This window comes from Azospirillum sp. NS33 (assembly GCF_059703765.1).
This window is the reverse complement of record NZ_BAAKJB010000008.1, coordinates 92,171-107,511: the sequence shown is the minus strand read 5'-3', so window position 1 is coordinate 107,511 and position 15,341 is coordinate 92,171. Positions and strand designations below refer to the sequence as shown.

General features: G+C 73.5%; 13 protein-coding genes and 1 pseudogene. 6 read left to right on the top strand and 8 right to left on the bottom strand.

Features of this window, described 5'->3' with window-relative positions; all coding sequences use genetic code 11:
* Nucleotides 1-16: 16 nt before the first annotated feature.
* The 6 genes and pseudogenes from dgcA to AC6H2I_RS09685 form a co-directional block, all read right to left on the bottom strand.
* Nucleotides 17-1,009, bottom strand: coding sequence for an N-acetyl-D-Glu racemase DgcA (dgcA, locus tag AC6H2I_RS09710; RefSeq protein ID WP_497500409.1), 993 nt, complete (start codon nt 1,007-1,009; stop codon nt 17-19).
* A 1-nt stretch (nt 1,010) separates the two neighbouring features.
* On the bottom strand, nt 1,011-2,018 hold the full coding sequence (gene dgcN / locus AC6H2I_RS09705) for an N-acetyltransferase DgcN (RefSeq protein WP_497500408.1): 1,008 nt from the start codon (nt 2,016-2,018) through the stop codon (nt 1,011-1,013).
* A 104-nt stretch (nt 2,019-2,122) separates the two neighbouring features.
* A complete protein-coding gene (locus AC6H2I_RS09700) occupies nt 2,123-3,151 on the bottom strand; it encodes a cache domain-containing protein (RefSeq protein ID WP_497500407.1) in 1,029 nt (342 codons plus the stop codon).
* A gap of 498 nt (nt 3,152-3,649) precedes the next feature.
* A pseudogene (locus tag AC6H2I_RS09695) lies at nt 3,650-4,141 on the bottom strand (methyl-accepting chemotaxis protein); the annotation flags it as partial.
* 793 nt (nt 4,142-4,934) lie between these two features.
* Entirely contained in the window at nt 4,935-5,459 is a 525-nt protein-coding gene (locus tag AC6H2I_RS09690) for a PAS domain-containing protein (protein WP_497500406.1), read from the bottom strand.
* 186 nt (nt 5,460-5,645) lie between these two features.
* Nucleotides 5,646-7,010: a CRTAC1 family protein gene (locus AC6H2I_RS09685; RefSeq protein ID WP_497500405.1), complete on the bottom strand. Its 1,365-nt coding sequence runs from the start codon at nt 7,008-7,010 to the stop codon at nt 5,646-5,648.
* Nucleotides 7,011-7,213: 203 nt separating this feature from the next.
* Here AC6H2I_RS09685 and AC6H2I_RS09680 point away from each other — a divergent pair, with 203 nt between their 5' ends.
* From AC6H2I_RS09680 to AC6H2I_RS09670, 3 genes are all read left to right on the top strand, one after another.
* Nucleotides 7,214-7,417 carry a hypothetical protein gene (locus AC6H2I_RS09680; RefSeq protein WP_497500404.1) on the top strand — a complete coding sequence of 68 codons (204 nt, stop codon included), beginning with the start codon at nt 7,214-7,216 and terminating at the stop codon, nt 7,415-7,417.
* 102 nt (nt 7,418-7,519) lie between these two features.
* On the top strand, nt 7,520-8,098 hold the full coding sequence (locus tag AC6H2I_RS09675) for a YqaA family protein (RefSeq protein WP_497500403.1): 579 nt from the start codon (nt 7,520-7,522) through the stop codon (nt 8,096-8,098).
* Nucleotides 8,099-8,160: 62 nt separating this feature from the next.
* On the top strand, nt 8,161-9,171 hold the full coding sequence (locus AC6H2I_RS09670) for an SDR family oxidoreductase (RefSeq protein ID WP_497500402.1): 1,011 nt from the start codon (nt 8,161-8,163) through the stop codon (nt 9,169-9,171).
* An 11-nt stretch (nt 9,172-9,182) separates the two neighbouring features.
* Here AC6H2I_RS09670 and AC6H2I_RS09665 read toward each other — a convergent pair whose 3' ends face one another.
* Nucleotides 9,183-9,605 (bottom strand): hypothetical protein, encoded by a 423-nt coding sequence (locus tag AC6H2I_RS09665; protein WP_497500401.1) that lies wholly within the window; start codon nt 9,603-9,605, stop codon nt 9,183-9,185.
* Between the two features lie 210 nt (nt 9,606-9,815).
* On the opposite strand from AC6H2I_RS09665, the gene msrA reads away from it, so the two are divergent.
* A complete protein-coding gene (gene msrA, locus AC6H2I_RS09660; protein WP_497500400.1) occupies nt 9,816-10,457 on the top strand; it encodes a peptide-methionine (S)-S-oxide reductase MsrA in 642 nt (213 codons plus the stop codon).
* Nucleotides 10,458-10,482: 25 nt separating this feature from the next.
* Here msrA and AC6H2I_RS09655 read toward each other — a convergent pair whose 3' ends face one another.
* A complete protein-coding gene (locus tag AC6H2I_RS09655) occupies nt 10,483-12,552 on the bottom strand; it encodes a methyl-accepting chemotaxis protein (RefSeq protein ID WP_497500399.1) in 2,070 nt (689 codons plus the stop codon).
* Nucleotides 12,553-12,771: 219 nt separating this feature from the next.
* Between AC6H2I_RS09655 and AC6H2I_RS09650 the strand changes: the two genes are divergently transcribed.
* Complete coding sequence (locus tag AC6H2I_RS09650) at nt 12,772-13,278, top strand: PAS domain-containing protein (RefSeq protein ID WP_497500398.1); 507 nt, start codon at nt 12,772-12,774, stop codon at nt 13,276-13,278.
* On the top strand, nt 13,275-15,338 hold the full coding sequence (locus AC6H2I_RS09645; protein ID WP_497500397.1) for a DNA translocase FtsK: 2,064 nt from the start codon (nt 13,275-13,277) through the stop codon (nt 15,336-15,338). The genes AC6H2I_RS09650 and AC6H2I_RS09645 overlap by 4 nt, the downstream gene beginning before the upstream one ends.
* Nucleotides 15,339-15,341 lie beyond the last annotated feature (3 nt).

Here is a 15,341-nt window from a genome sequence, read left to right as displayed (position 1 = left end):
GCCGCGCCGTCGCGCGTCACCCCCAGAGGTCGGGCTCCGGCGGATGCACCAGGGCGCCGTCGTAGCGCAAGCCCGGCACGCGGTCCCGCGCCAGCAGCAACGGCCCGTCCAGGTCGACGAATCGCGCCCCCTGGGCCAGCAGGACCGCCGGCGCCATGGCCAGCGAGGTGGCGACCATGCAACCGGCCATCACCTCGAAGCCGGCGGCGGCGGCGGCGGCCTTCATGGCCAGCGCCTCGGTCAGGCCCCCGGCCTTGTCCAGCTTGATGTTGACCACGCGGTAGAGGCCCCGCAGCCGGTCCAGCCCGTCCAGGCCGTGGCACGACTCGTCCGCCCCCAGCGGGACCGGACTCTCGTACCCGCGCAGCGCCTCGTCGGCCGCGGCGGGCAGCGGCTGCTCGATCATCTCCACGCCGAGGTCGGCGAAGGACGGGGCGAAATGGTGAAGCTGGTCCAGGGTCCAGCCCTCGTTGGCGTCGACCACCAGGCGCGCCGCGGAAGCCGCGTGGCGGACGGCGGCGACGCGCTCCAGGTCGCCCTCGCCCGTCAGCTTCATCTTCAGCAGCGGATGGCGCGGCGCCGCGGCCCGCGCCGCGTCGGCCATGGCACGCGGCGTGTCGACGCTGAGGGTGAAGCAGGTCGCCAGCGGTTCCGGCGGCGCAGCCAGCCCGGCGAGGCGCCACGCCGGTCGCCCGGACGCCTTTGCCTCCAGGTCCCACAGCGCCGCGTCGAGCGCGTTGCGGGCGGCGCCGGCCGGGCACAGCGTCTGCAGGTCCCGACGCCCGGCCCCGGCCGCCACGGCGCCGGCGAGCGAGTCGAGCGCGGCCACCACCCCCTCGACCGACTCGCCATAGCGGGCGTAGGGCACGCATTCGCCCCACCCGCGCCGGCCCTCGTCGTCCCGCACCTCGGCGACCACCACGTCGGCGGCGGTCTTGGCGCCACGGGAGATCCGGAAGGAGCCGCGGATCGGGAAGCTCTCGCACGACACCGTCAGGCGGCGCGCCATGTCACACACCCGCCAGCGCGTCCACCAGCGGCCCGACCCCGGTGCGCAGCGGGTCGACCGTGGGCATCCCGAAGGCGTCCGCGGTGTCGTTGAGCACGCACTCCGCCTCGGCCGGCGACAGGCTGGCGGTGTTGACGCTCAGCCCGACGACGCGGGCGACCGGGTTGGTGACGCGGGCCGCCGCCTCGTGGGCGGCGATGGTCTCCTCGATGCCCGGCACCGGGCGGTGCGGCAGGCCGCGCATGTGGCGCCGGGTCGGTTCGTGGCACAGCACCAGGGCGTCGGGCTGGCTGCCGTGAACGAGCGCCAGGGTGACCCCGGCGTAGCTGGGGTGGAGCACGCTGGCCTGCCCCTCGACCACGTCCCAATGATCGGGGGCGTTGGCGGGGGTGAGCCATTCCACGGCCCCGGCGACGAAGTCGGACACGACGGCGTCCACCGACACGCCGTCGCCGGCGATGAGGATGCCGGTCTGGCCGGTGGCGCGGAAGTCGGCGTCCAGGCCGCGCGCCCGCATCTCCCGCTCCAGGGCCAGGGCGGTGTACATCTTGCCCACCGAACAGTCGGTGCCGACGGTCAGCAGGCGCCGCCCCGGGCGCCGGGCGCCGGTGGCGATGTCGAAGGCGCGGGTGGGGTGGCGGACGTCGTGGATCGTCCGCCCCAGCGCCGCCGCACGCTCGCGCACCGGGGCGATGTCGGCGATCCGCTGGTGCAGCCCGGCCGCCAGATCCAGACCCAGGTCGAGCGCCCGCAGCATGGCCTCCTGCCACACCTCCGACACCCGCCCGCCGCGGTTCGCGACGCCGATCAGCAGGGTCCGGGCCCCCTGGGCCACGGCCTCGTCGAGGCTGCGGTCGGGCAGCCCCAGGTCGGCGTTGCAGCCGGCAAGGCGGAGCTGGCCGACGCAGTGGTCCGGTCGCCACCGGGCGACACCGTCGGCGGTCTTGGCGGCCAACGCGTCGGGCGCATCGCCCAGGAACAGGAGATAGGGTTGTGCGATCGCGGTCATCGGCGAGCCCTTCGGCGGCACACGGAACAAGGCACCATAGCCCGTCCGCGCACCGCCGCCCAGGCCCTGGATCGCCCTCCGTGCCGAGCCACGTCGTCGCGCGGTCAGTGGTCCTGGACGATCACCCCGTACCAGCCGAGCCCCTCGTAGGTCTCGTAGCCCGGGGTCAGCGAGAAGCCCACGAAGCGCCCCTGCTCGTCCGTGTAGTGGCCGCGGTTCTGGCCGCCGGTGCGCAGCGGAAAGGACTCGCTGAGGATGCCGCGCCCGTCGGACGACGCGATCACCCGGTGACGGGCGTCGATCAGCATGCAGCGGCTGTGGGCGCGTTCCTCTTCCTCCAGGCGCACGCCCTGGGCGATGGCGGAGGCCTGCGGCTCCCAGTCGAAGAAGATGCCCAGCACGCCGATCGGCTCGCCGTCGGCCCGTCCTTCGCGGCGGATCGCGGTGGCGTAGGTGGCGACGGTGTGGTTGTCGAGCACGCGGTTGCGCGCCACGTCGCCCACCGTGAACTCGCCGCCGCTGCGCGTCGACAGGGCCTGGCGGAACCACGCCTCGTCGTTGACCCGCGTGCCCGCGGCGTTGGGATAGCGGTCCGGGCGGCCGTTGGCGATCACCTCGCCCTTGAGGTCGACCACCCACAGGTCGAGATAGACGGTGTAGGATTCCAGGATCACGCCGAGCCGGTAGGAGGCGTGGCGCCGGTTGTCGTCGCTGGGCTCGGCCAGGCAGTCGACCATCGCGCTGTCGGTCGCCCACCAGCGGACGTCGCAGGAGCGTTCATAGAGGTTGCGATCGATGATCTCGATCATGTTGAGCGCCAGGTCGGCCAGGCGCTTGCCGCGCATGTCCTGGACCATCTGGCTGCCCGCGGTGGTGAGGTGGTCGACCCGCGACACGATCTCGGCCCGCAGCTCGCGGGTGACGGCGTTGACCTGCTTCGAGATCTCCGACACCTCGTTGGCCACCACGGCGAAGCCGCGCCCCGCCTCACCGGCGCGGGCCGCCTCGATCAGGGCGTTCATCGCCAGCATCTTCGTGCGGCGGGTGATGTCCTCGATCAGGGACACCTTTTTCGACGCGACGTCCAGGACCTCGCGCGAAAGGTCGAAAAGCTGGTTGCCTGCCACGCTCATGAACCCACCCCATTTTTATGTGATGCCTTTGCGTCAGTTCGCTAACAATTTTCGTGCCAATGCGACAATCGCGTAACGGAAGGAAATTCATCAGGCGGAACAACGGCTCCACGGCACCCGTAAAATTACCCCGTAGGTTTGTGTGGTTTTGTCGCGAGTTTGGCTGCTCCTTTGAAAGGCAATCTGTCGTTGCCGCGATCAGACGCGGTGGACTCAGGCTGCCGCCCCGCAGGATTCGACGGATCTTAAGCAATTTTATTGCTGCTGCGGCGCAAACAAAGACGTCTTGCGTCGCGCAGGGCCGGCGTACCCCCAAAATATGCGGGTTTAACAGGCATTAACCACAAATTGGCGCGCCGCCGTCAGCCTCCGCGCCCGACGCCCGGCCGCGCCCGGCGCCGGGCACGGCCCGACCCCGCCCCAGGGCCGCGGCGCGGGGACGGGGTCGGGGGTGGAGACGGGGGCCGCGACGGGCCCGGGAAGGCGGGAGGAGGCGCGTCAGGCGACCGTGCGGATCTCGTCCAGGAACACCTGGACCTCGCGGGTCAGGTGGTCGGCCTGGGCGGCCATGGTCTCCGAGGCGGCGAACACGGCGTGCGCGGTGCCGCTGGTGCGCTGGGCGGCGGTGGTGACGTCCTGGATGTCGTCCGAGACGGCGCGGGTGCCGGCGGCGGCGTGGTCCATGTCCTGGACGATGCCGCCGACCGCGGTGCCCTGGTGGTCGATCGACCGCGCGATGCCGCCGGCGATGGTGTTGATGTCGTGGATGGTGCGGCCGATTCCGACGATGGCGTCGACGGCGCTTCCCGTGGCGTGCTGCATGGCGGCGATCTGCTGGCTGATCTCCTCGGTCGCGCGCGCCGTCTGCGCCGCCAGGTTCTTGACCTCCTGCGCCACGACGGCGAAGCCCTTGCCGGCCTCGCCGGCGCGCGCCGCCTCGATGGTGGCGTTGAGCGCCAGCAGGTTGGTCTGCGCGGCGATGTCGTTGATCAGGGTGACCACCTCGCCCACGGTGCCGGCGGTCTGCGACAGCTCCGTCACCATGGCGTTGGTGCGCTCGGCGTCGCCGGCGGCCCCGTTGGCCACCTGGGCGACCCGCGCCACCTGGCCGGCGATCTCCGCGATCGACGCCGACAGCCGGTCCACGGCGGAGGCGACGCTGCCGACGCTGGACCCGGTCTGCGCCGCCGCCGCGGCGACCGACGACGCCTTGCCGGTGGCGGTCCGGGCGTCCGATTCCATCGTCTGGGCGCTGGTCGCCAGCTGGTGGGCGGCGCCCGCCACCTCGGTGCAGACCAGCTGGATCTGCCCCTCGAAGCGCTGGGCCACGCCGGCGAACCCGCGGACCTTGTCGGACATGGCGCCGGTGGCGGCGTTGATGGTGCGGCTGGCCTGCAGGAAGTTGCCCTGCATTCCCGTCAGCACGATGCGGCGGAAATACTTGTTGCGCGACACGTAGCTCATCGACGCCGTGGCCTCGCGCACGAAGGCGTCGGTGCGGTCGACCAGGTCGTTCAGCCCGTGCAGCATCTCGCCGAGCGCACCGCCCTCGCGGATGTGCAGGACGCGCGCCTCGAAATCGCCCTGGGCCACCGCCCGGCACACCGCGGCGGCGTCCTCGACCAGCCGCCGGGCGCGCCGCACGCACACCGCCGCCCCGACGAGCGCCGCCACCGCCAGCGTCCCCAGCCCGATGCGCACGCCGGCGGCCTCGGGCCCCAGCGCCTCCGCCGCCACCGCCAGCGCCGCCAGCAGCGCCGCCACGGCCGTCAGGGCGAAGGCCTTAGAGAGAGAAGACGAACTCGTCATACCCGATCCCCTTGTCCTTCAGAAGGCCGCCGACCGTGGAGAACGCCTCGTGCATTCCCTGCTTGCGGTCGGCGTTGCGGTCCTCGATCTCCAGCAGCGTGCGGTAGAGCGGCACGACCTTTTCCAGGGCGGCGCGTTCGGGAACCCGGCGGCTGGAGTGGTAGCCGACGAGCCGGCCCGACGGGTCGTAGCTCGGCGTCACATGGGCGAAGACCCAGTAGTGATCGCCGTTCTTGGCCCGGTTGACCACGTAGGCGAAGATCTCCTGCCCGGCCTCGAGCGTGTCCCACAGAAGCTTGAAGACACAGCGCGGCATGTCGGGATGGCGCACGATGGAGTGCGGCGCCCCCATGAGCTCCGCCTCGGTGTAGCCGGCGACCCGCTGGAACACGCGGTTGGCGTACGTGATCCGCCCCTTGAGGTCGGTCTTGCTGACGATCACCTCGTCGGCGTCGAAGAACCGCTCCACCCCGGTCAGGGGAACGTCGCGTCGTGCCATGTGCCCTCGAGCGGCCCGGACGCGCAGCGTGCGCCCCGGCTCCAGTCGTTGCGGAAGGTGCGATCCCGCGCCCGGGAGCAACCGATGCGTGGGAATGAGGAAATTACGTCCTACGACCGATGCAGAAAAGTTTAATTTTTATCCGGCGAGGCAACGTTTTCCAGACTGCGGAAACCGCGCCGGTGCTCACTCCGGGGGGTGCGGGACGGTCAGCACACGGCGCAGGGGCGGCGCCTCGATGGTGGCGACGGCACCGCCGGGCCACCGGACCTCCACGGCGTCGACCGCGTCCGCCGTGCCCAGGCCGAAATGGGCGACCGGCTCCATCTGACCGAGATACCCCGACCCGGCGCACACCACGCGGCGCTGGCGGCGTCCCCGCGCCAGGCAGGTGACCACCGCGCCCCGTGCCGGGGCGCCGAACGGGGTGAGCGGCTGCACCCGCAGCCAGGCGTTCGCGTTGGGAAGCGGCCGGTAGAGCGCCAGCGGCTGCTCCCCCGCCTCGCCGTGGCCGACCAGCAGTTCCAGCCGCCCGTCGCCGTCGAGGTCGGCGACCACCGCCCCGGTGGCGAGCGCCCGCGGCGCGGCGGCGTCGCCCGGGTCGGCTTCCGTCCACTGGTCGTCGCCCCAGGTGAACAGCCGGTTGCGTTCACCGGAGCACACGAAGAGCAGCTCGACGTGCCCGTCGTTGTCGAAGTCGGCGGCGATCACGGTGCGCACCCGGCCGGGCATCGACAGGTCGGCGTCGGCGACGTCGACGAAGGCGCCCCCCGGGCGCGGCTGGTAGAGGCGCTGCGGCCCTTCCCAGGCGCCGACCAGGAGCTGGGTGGTGTCGCCCTCGGCGTCGACCAGCACGGCGCCACGCCCCGCGGTGCGGCTGTCGGCCAGGCCGCGCTCGCCGGCCAGCTCCTCGAACGTGCCGTCGCCCAGGTTGTGGAACAGCAGGTTCGGCCCGGCCTCGTTGGCGGCGAAGACGTCCATGCCGTCGCCGACGATGGGCGCGCACAGCAGCCCGCGGCCCAGGGCGATGTGGTCGATGCCGGCGTCCTCGGCGACATCGGACAGCCGGCCGCGGCGGTTCAGCTCGAACAGGCGGAAGGGCACGCCGTCCCCGGCCACCAGGAAGCCGTAGCGCCCGCGCCCCTCGCGGTCGAGGGCGGCCACGGCGCGCGCCGGCAGCCGGTTGGCGGCCCCGGCGTTCTCCGCCTGACCCAGCAGGTCCAGCCAGCGGTTGCCGAAATTGGCGAACAGGCGGTCGCAGGTCTCCTCCGCCTCCGGGGCGCTGTCCGCGTTGACGACGTAGATCTCCTCGCGCCCATCGCCGTCGACGTCGGCGGCGGCCACCGCCAGCGCCTTGCCGGTGGGGTCGGCGAGCACCGGATCGGCGATGTCGCGCAACCGGTGCCCGTCCCATTTCAGGACGAGATTCGCGGTGCCGTCGCCGGTCACCACCACCTCGCACAGGCCGTCGCCGTCGACGTCGACCACCGCCATGCCGTTGGACCGCCGCGGACGGTTGTCGGTGATTAGCTGCGCACAGTCGACGAACATGCCCTCTCCCCCGCTGGGTCGGCCCGCCGCAGCGGAGCCGGTCCGGTCCAGATAAACACCGCGACCGCCCAGCGTAAACCCGGACGGAGGTGCATGCCACGCACGATCGAGGCCGCGGAACCATGGGAGCCGCGTCCTGTTGTCCCATAGAGCAAGGAACGAATTCACCCCCGCCACCCCCGACCCGACGGAGACCCCACCTCATGCCGGCCCACCCCCCCGCCCCGCCCGACCCCCGCCCCGCGGCCAACGGCATCGCCTGGCCGCCGGTGTGCGACGAGCTGAGCGGGGGCGGCGGCTCGGCCACCGACACCCGGCACCGCGGCCTGGGGCGGCGGACCACGGGGATCGCCGGGGACTGCACGCCGCTGCCCCTCGTCCGCGGCGAGGGCGCCGACGGCGGCTGAGCGGGATCCCGCCCGGCACCCCCGCCCCGATTTGGTCGTAGCCGGGGGCGCCGCGGCCCGCTACATACCCCCGCAGCCGTTCATTGCGGGGACCCGACGGGCATGCTCAAGCGCCTCTACGACTGGACGATGGCCAAGGCCGCGTCGCGCCACAGCGAGACATGGCTGGCGGCCATCTCCTTCGCGGAAAGCTCGTTCTTCCCCCTGCCGCCCGACCTCCTGCTGGTCCCCATGGTGCTGGCGAACCGCGCCAAGGCGTGGCGCATCGCCGGCATCTGCACCGCGGCCTCGGTGATCGGCGGCCTCGCCGGCTACATGATCGGCTATTTTCTCTACGAGACGCTGGGCCAGTGGGTGATCGACCTCTACCACCTGGAGTCGCGGTTCGAGGAGCTGCGGCGGACCTTCGTCGACTACGGCGCCGAGATCCTGATCATCAAGGGCATGACGCCCATCCCCTACAAGCTGCTGACGATCACCGCGGGGGTGGCGCATCTCAGCCTGTGGGTGTTCATCGGGGCGTCGATCCTGTCGCGGGCCATGCGCTTCTTCCTGGTCGCCGCGCTGCTCTACTGGTTCGGGGCACCGATCCGCGACTTCATCGAGAAGCGGCTGGCGCTGGTTACCAGCGCCGTCGCGGTGGCCGTGGTGGGCGGCTTCCTCGTGATCAAGCTCCTGTAGACCGCGACGCCCGCCGGTCCCGCCTGTTGACCCGGTTCACTGGAACGGAAGGGGCAAGGGCGATGACCCGTGTGGAAGGAGCCGGCGTCGTGCTGGTCGGTGCGTCGAGCGGCATCGGCCGGGCCACGGCCCAGGCCTTCGCGCGCCGCGGGGCGCGGCTGGTGCTGGCGGCACGGCGCGCGGCGCTGCTGGAGGAGGTGGCGCAGGACTGCCGGGCGGCCGGGGCGGAGGCCCACGTGGTGGTGACCGACGTCACCGACGCCGCGGCCGTCCACCGCCTGGCCGACCGCGCCGAGCGGGCGCTGGGCGCCATCGACGTGTGGATCAGCAACGCCGGCGTCGGGGCGCTCGGCCGCTTCGACGAGACGCCGGTGGCGGCCCACCGCCGCGTCATCGAGACGAACCTGCTGGGCCCGCTCCACGGCGCCCATGCCGTGTTGCCGCGGTTCCGCCGCCGGGGACGGGGGGTGCTGATCACCACCGTGTCGGTGGGGGCCTACGCCCCGGCGCCCTACGCCGCCGCCTACGCCGCCGCGAAGTTCGGCCTGGACGGCCTGCTGGGAAGCCTGCGGGCCGAGCTGGTGGATGCGCCGGGCATCCACGTCTGCGGCGTCTACCCCTCCTTCACCGACACGCCGGGCATGATGCACGCGGCCAACCACACCGGCCACGCCATCGAGCCGCACAGCCCGTTCTACGACGACCCCGACGACGTGGCGGACACCATGGTGGCGCTGGTCGAGCGGCCACGCCCGCGCGCGCTCGTCGGGGCGCTGGCACGTCTGGCCCTGCTCGGCCACGCCACGGCGCCGCGGCTGGTGGAGGCCGTGGCCGGGCTGGCCGCGCACCGCCATTTCAGCCGCACCCGCCCGGCCCCGCCGACCGACGGCAACCTCTTCGCCCCGGTGGAGCGGGGCCGCGGCGTCCGCGGCGGCGTCCGCACGCCGCTGCCGGCCTGGACGGCGCCGGTGGCGGTGGCCGCGGTGTCCGTCGCGGCCGGGGCCGCGGTGTCCCTTGCGGCCGGGGCCGTGGTGTCCGTGGCGGCCGGGCTCGCCGGCGCCCGTCGGCGCTGAGCGCCGCCCGATCAGCCGAGCGCGACGATCAGCACGACCGCCACGGCGCCGATGGCGGCGATCGGCAGCAGGTCGATGCCGCCGCGTTCCCAGGTCGGGGCGCGCCGCGTGCCATGGCCGTGCGTCGCCCCCATGGAGGCGGTGTCGTGGCTGGTCGAGGGACGCACCCCCGGGGCCGACACCGCCGGGGCGGCCGGGCTGGCGATGTCGACGACGCCGGCGTCACCGGCACCGCGATCGGCGCGCGGCCGCATCAGCGCGGGGTCGAGCTCGACGTCGATGCCCGCGCCTTCCAGGCGCTCCACCAGCAGCGCCAGGTCGCCGGGCGGCGTGCGGTCGACCGGCAGGACGCGGGCCAGGTCCTCGGTGGTGACCCGGCCGCGCTCCCGGCCGATCTCCTGCAGGCGGGTGAAGGCGGCGTCGTCGATGGCCATCGGTGGCTCCTTTCAGCGTCCTGTGGTGGGTGTCGCGGGATTCAACACCCCGGAGCGGCCAAGGCTCCGTCGCCGACGGCGATTTCCGCGGTCCGGCCGAGCGCGTCCCACCCCGGTGCGGCGGTGCGGCGGTGCGGCGGCGCGGGCTTGCCGCGGCGGCGCGGCGCACCACCTCTCAAGGCACACACCCGACCGATAAGGAGTCGTGCCATGCCGGGGTTCTTCGGCTTGAAGCCCCTGTCCGTCCCCAGCCCGGCCGAGGCCCTGCCCGGCCGCGACACGCCGGTGCGCGCGGGTGAGCGCCACGCCGTCAACGGCCGCCCGCTCGCCCCGCCCTACCCCGCGGGGCTGGAGGTGATCGACGTCGGGCTGGGCTGCTTCTGGGGGGCCGAGCGCAAGTTCTGGACGACGCCGGGCGTCTGGGTCACGGCCGTCGGCTACCAGGGCGGCCACACCCCCAACCCGACCTACGAGGAGGTGTGCAGCGGGCGCACCGGCCACACCGAGGTGGTCCGCGTCGTCTACGACCCGGCCCAGCTGCGGATCGAGGACCTGCTGGCGGTGTTCTGGGAATCCCACGACCCCACCCAGGGCATGCGCCAGGGCAACGACGTGGGCACCCAGTACCGCTCCGCCCTCTTCCTGCACAGCGACGCCCAGCGTGCCGCCGCCGCGGCGACCCGCGCCACCTATGAAGGGGCGCTGGCCGGCGCCGGCTACGGGCCGGTCACCACCGAGGTCCGCGACGCGCCGCCCTTCTACTTCGCCGAGGCCTACCACCAGCAGTACCTGGCGAAAAACCCGCAGGGCTATTGCGGGCTCGGCGGCACCGGGGTGCGCTGCGTGGCCTAGCGGGAAAGGCGCCGCGGGCCGGCGCCTACGCCGCGCGCATGCGGGACAGCAGGGCGTCGGCGGCGCTTTCCAGCTCGCCGGTGCGGCTGGCGATGTCGCCGGCGGCCCTGGTGACGGCGGCGGACGCCCGGCCGATGGCGTGGGCCGTGTCGGCCAGCCCCTCGACGTTGCGGGCCACCGCGGCCGAGCCGGCGGCGGCCTCGTGGACGTTGCGCGCGATTTCCCGGGTCGCCGCCTCCTGTTCATCGACCGCGGCGGCGATGGTCGCTCCGAAGCCGTTCATCTCGCCGATGGTCCGGGCGATGCGGCCCATGGCCTCCACGGTTTCCGCCGACACCTGCTGGATCACCGCGATCTGCGAGGCGATCTCCTCGGTGGCGCGCGCCGTCTGGCTGGCCAGCGCCTTGACCTCGTTGGCGACCACGGCGAAGCCCTTGCCGGCCTCGCCGGCCCGCGCCGCCTCGATGGTGGCGTTGAGCGCCAGCAGGTTGGTCTGGCCGGCGATGTTCTGGATCAGCCCGGTGATCTCGCCGATGCGGCGCGAGGATTCCGCCAGGCGGTCGACGGTGGCGTTGGTGCCGTTCACCTCGCTTTCCGCGGTGCGGGCGATCTCGCCGGAGCGCGACACCAGCCGGGCGATCTCGGCGACCGAGGTCGCCATCTGCTCGGTCGCCGAGGACACCGCCTGGACGTTGGCGCTGGCCTGGGAGGTCGCGCCGGAGGCCGCCGCGGTGCGGCCCGCGCCATCGTCGGCCAGGCCGTGCAGGGTGCCGGCCTCGCCGCGCATGCGGCCGACCGCGTCGGCCAACGCCCCGGCCACGGCGCGAACGGTCGACTCGAACTCGGCGGCGACCGCCAGCAGGCCATCGCGGCGCCGGCGCTCGGCCTCCTGCTCCAGCCGCTCCTGTTCGGCGCCAAGGCGCGTGGCTTCGGCGGCGTGGCGCTTCAGCACGTCGACGGCGCGGGCCATCGCGCCGACCTCGTCGCGCCGCCCGGTGCCGTCGACCGCCACCGACAGGTCGCCGGCCGCCAGCCGGGCCATGGTGCCGGTGAGGGCGCCGACCGGACGGGCCACCGAGCGGGCGGCCGCCCACAGCCCCAGGCACAGCACCAGCACGCCCGCGGCGGACGCCGCGAGCAGCAGCAGGCGCGTGCGCTCCGCGGCGGCGACGACGGCGGCGCGCGGCACCTCCACCACCACGGTCCAGGTCTCGGCCACCCCGGGAAAGGCGACCGGGGCCAGCGCCACCAGCGTGGCCTCGCCGTCGCGGCCCTGGCGCTCCAGGGTCGTCGGGCCGCCGGCGGCGCGCGCCGCCGCCTCCATCAGGCCGGCCTCCGCCACCGGCCGGCCGAGCTTGGCCGCGTCCGGGTTGGCCACCCACAGGCCGCCGCCGCCGATCAGCGACACCGTCCCGGCGCCCAGCGGCCGCAGCGCCCCCAGCTCGCTGGACAGGAAGGCCAGGGCCTGGTCCTCGGTGAGGATGCCGACCGGCCGGCCGTCGCGGCGCACGACGATGCTGGCGGTGGTCATCAGCACCTCCTTGCCGTCGACCGGGTAGGTGTAGGGCGGCGTCAGCAGGCTGCGCGCCTCGCGGATCGGCTTGTCGTACCACTCCTCGGTGCCCGCCTCCTTGGTCATCACCAGCGGCTCGACGGCAATCCCGCCGCCGGTGTGGAAGAAGTACGGCACGAAGCGGCCGGTGTCGTCGGAGTAGGGATGGTCGCGGAAGTCGCCGTCGCGCCCGTCGAGGCCGTCCGGTTCGAAGGCCAGCGTCATGCCGACCACCGTCGTCATCGACGCCAGGGTGGAGGTCACCGCCGCGCCCAGCGCGGTCCGGTCGACCACCCCGGCGGCCAGCAGGCCCTCGATCGTCCGGGCCGCCCCCGCGGTGGCGGCGATCGGCGCGCCGACCTTGGCCGCGACCTCGCCGGCGTAGCGGCCGGCGGCAAGCCCCATCCGCTCCAGCGCGCCGGTCTCGGCCGACCCCATCACCGCCCCGATGCCGATCCAGGAGACGGCGGCGAACGCGGCCAGGGCGATCGGCCCGGCCACCACCAGAAGCTTGTTGCGGATGGCGAGATCGGTGAAGGGCATGACGGCGCTCCCCAGGGTTGACGACTCGCTTCGCTACCACGGCGACGCGACGTTCCCGTGTCACCGGGATGACCCTTTGGCGCGCCGGCGCCGGGGCGCGCGGCGGCACCGCGGGACCGGCCGGCGGGCGGCCGTTGCACCGCGGCGCGGGTTGCGGGTATGGTTCCGCCGGCCCAACCAGGCCGCCCAGGTGGCCCCAGTCGCGAAACCGCCCCTTTGATGACGACGCAAAGAACAGAGCTGGCGACGCCGGCACTCAACCGCCTGCTGGACTTCTGGCTCGGCAAGTGCGTGGCCGGGACTCCGCCGGTCTCCAGCACCATTTCGCCGCCCGAACTGCGGCCATGGAAGGACCACATCGTCATCTTCGAGGTGATCGGAGAGGATGATTTCGTCTACTCCTACTATGGCCGGGCCCTGGCGCAGGCCTGGGGGCATTCGCGCCTCGGCCACACGCTGGACTCCCTGCCCGCGGCGCAGCGCGCCCTGGTGACCGCGGAGTACGAGGCGGCGCTGCGCGAACGGCTGCCGTTGGCGCGGGTCTACACCGCCAGCTTCGACGGCCGCACCCGCACCTTCGAGCGCCTGGTCCTGCCGCTGAGCGGCGACGGCACCGGCGTCGACAAGCTGATGGTCGCCGCCTACGAACTTCCCCCCTGCCCGCCGTCCCCGGCCGCACCCCCGCACCCCGTCGCACCCCCCCGCAGTCCGGGAGCACCGGCATGAAGCCGCGCACGCCCCACCTCACGGCGCCCCTCACCCAGACCGGCGTCGTCACCGCCGACGAGTTCAACCTCTGGTGCGCGCTGAACGGCCGCCCCTTCAACCTCGTGCCCACCGCCCGCCCCGACGGCCGGCCGCAATGGGACGTCGAGGTTCTGCCGGGCACGCCCGGTGCCGGCACCGTCTACTCCACGGGGCTGAGCGAGGAGGCCCTGGCGGTGGTCGCCGGCTTCGCCTTCCTGGCCGGCGTGGACTGGGCGGTCGAGGCGGACCCGGCGGAACCGGCCGCCGCCGCGCCGATCCCGGCCGCCGCCACGCCCCCGGCCGCAATCCCCGATGCCGCCCCCGCGGCCGCCACCGGCGCCGCCCCCATCCCCCCGCCCGCCGCGGTGATGGCCGCGCCGGCCGGCGCCCCGTCGCCCGAGGCGGTTCCCCAGGCCGCCCCGGCGCTGGCCACCCCGGTCCAACCCGCGGTGGCGCCGTCCCACGGCCAGCCCGGCACGCCGACCGCCCAGGAGGCGCTGGACCGGGTGCCGGCCGGCGCCGGCTACCAGTTCCCGCCCATCGTGCTGCTGCAGCCGCCGCCGCCGCGCCCGCAGCAGCAGCACGACGAGGGCGTGCTGGCGCGCAACGCCCGCCAGCTCGAGACGGTGCTGAGGAACTTCCGGGTGCGCGGCGAGATCATGGAGGTGCGCCCCGGCCCGGTGGTCACCCTCTACGAGCTGGAGCCGGCGCCGGGCACCAAATCGGCCACCGTCATCAACCTGACCGACGACATCGCCCGCTCGATGAGCGCGGTCACGGCGCGCATCGCCATCGTCGCCGGGCGCAGCGTGATCGGCGTGGAGCTGCCCAACCCGGTGCGCGAGATGGTCTATCTGCGCGAGATGCTGGAGGCCGCCGCCTTCCGCGACAGCCAGGCCCATCTGGCGATCGCCCTGGGCAAGGACATCGGCGGCGACCCGGTGGTCGCCGACCTCGCCCGGATGCCCCACCTGCTGGTGGCCGGCACCACCGGCTCGGGCAAGTCGGTGGCGATCAACACCATGATTCTGTCGCTGCTCTACCGGCTGCCGCCCGACCGCTGCCGCTTCATCATGGTCGACCCCAAGATGCTGGAGCTGTCGGTCTACGACGGCATCCCGCACCTGCTGACCCCGGTGGTGACCGACCCGAAGAAGGCGGTGGTGGCCCTGCGCTGGGCGGTGCGGGAGATGGAGAACCGCTACGAGGCGATGTCGCGCCTGGGCGTGCGCAACATCGAAGGCTACAACGCCCGGGTCACCGAGATGGCGGCCAAGGGCGAGAAGCTGCCGCCGCGCAACGGCGACACCGACATGGCGCTGCTCGACCTCGCCTCCAACGAGCCGGTGCCGCTGCCCTTCCTCGTCGTCATCGTCGACGAGATGGCCGACCTCATGCTGGTCGCCGGCAAGGAGATCGAGGCGGCGATCCAGCGTCTGGCCCAGATGGCCCGGGCCGCCGGCATCCACCTGATCATGGCGACCCAGCGCCCCTCGGTCGACGTCATCACCGGCACCATCAAGGCCAACTTCCCGACCCGCGTGTCGTTCCAGGTGACCTCGAAGATCGACAGCCGCACCATCCTCGGCGAGGCCGGGGCGGAGCAGCTGCTGGGCCAGGGCGACATGCTGTATATGCAGGGCGGCGGCCGCATCACCCGCGTCCACGGCCCCTTCGTCTCGGATTCCGAGGTCGAGGAGATCGTCCAGTTCGTGAAGGCCCAGGGCGCCCCCAACTACGTCACCGCCATCACCGAGGAGGACGAGGAGATCGTCGCCGAGGAGGAGGAGGACGGCGGTGCCGGCGGCGGCGGCGGCTCGGCCGACGACCTCTACCTCCAGGCGGTCAACCTGGTGGTGCGCGAGCAGAAGGTGTCGGTGTCGTTCATCCAGCGCCAGCTCCAGATCGGCTACAACCGGGCCGCCCGCCTGGTCGAGCGGATGGAGCAGGAGCGCGTGGTCTCCCCGGCCAACCACCAGGGCAAGCGCGAGGTGCTGCTGTCGATCGCCGGTCTGTCGGCCAAGCGCGCAGGGGTGTGAGGC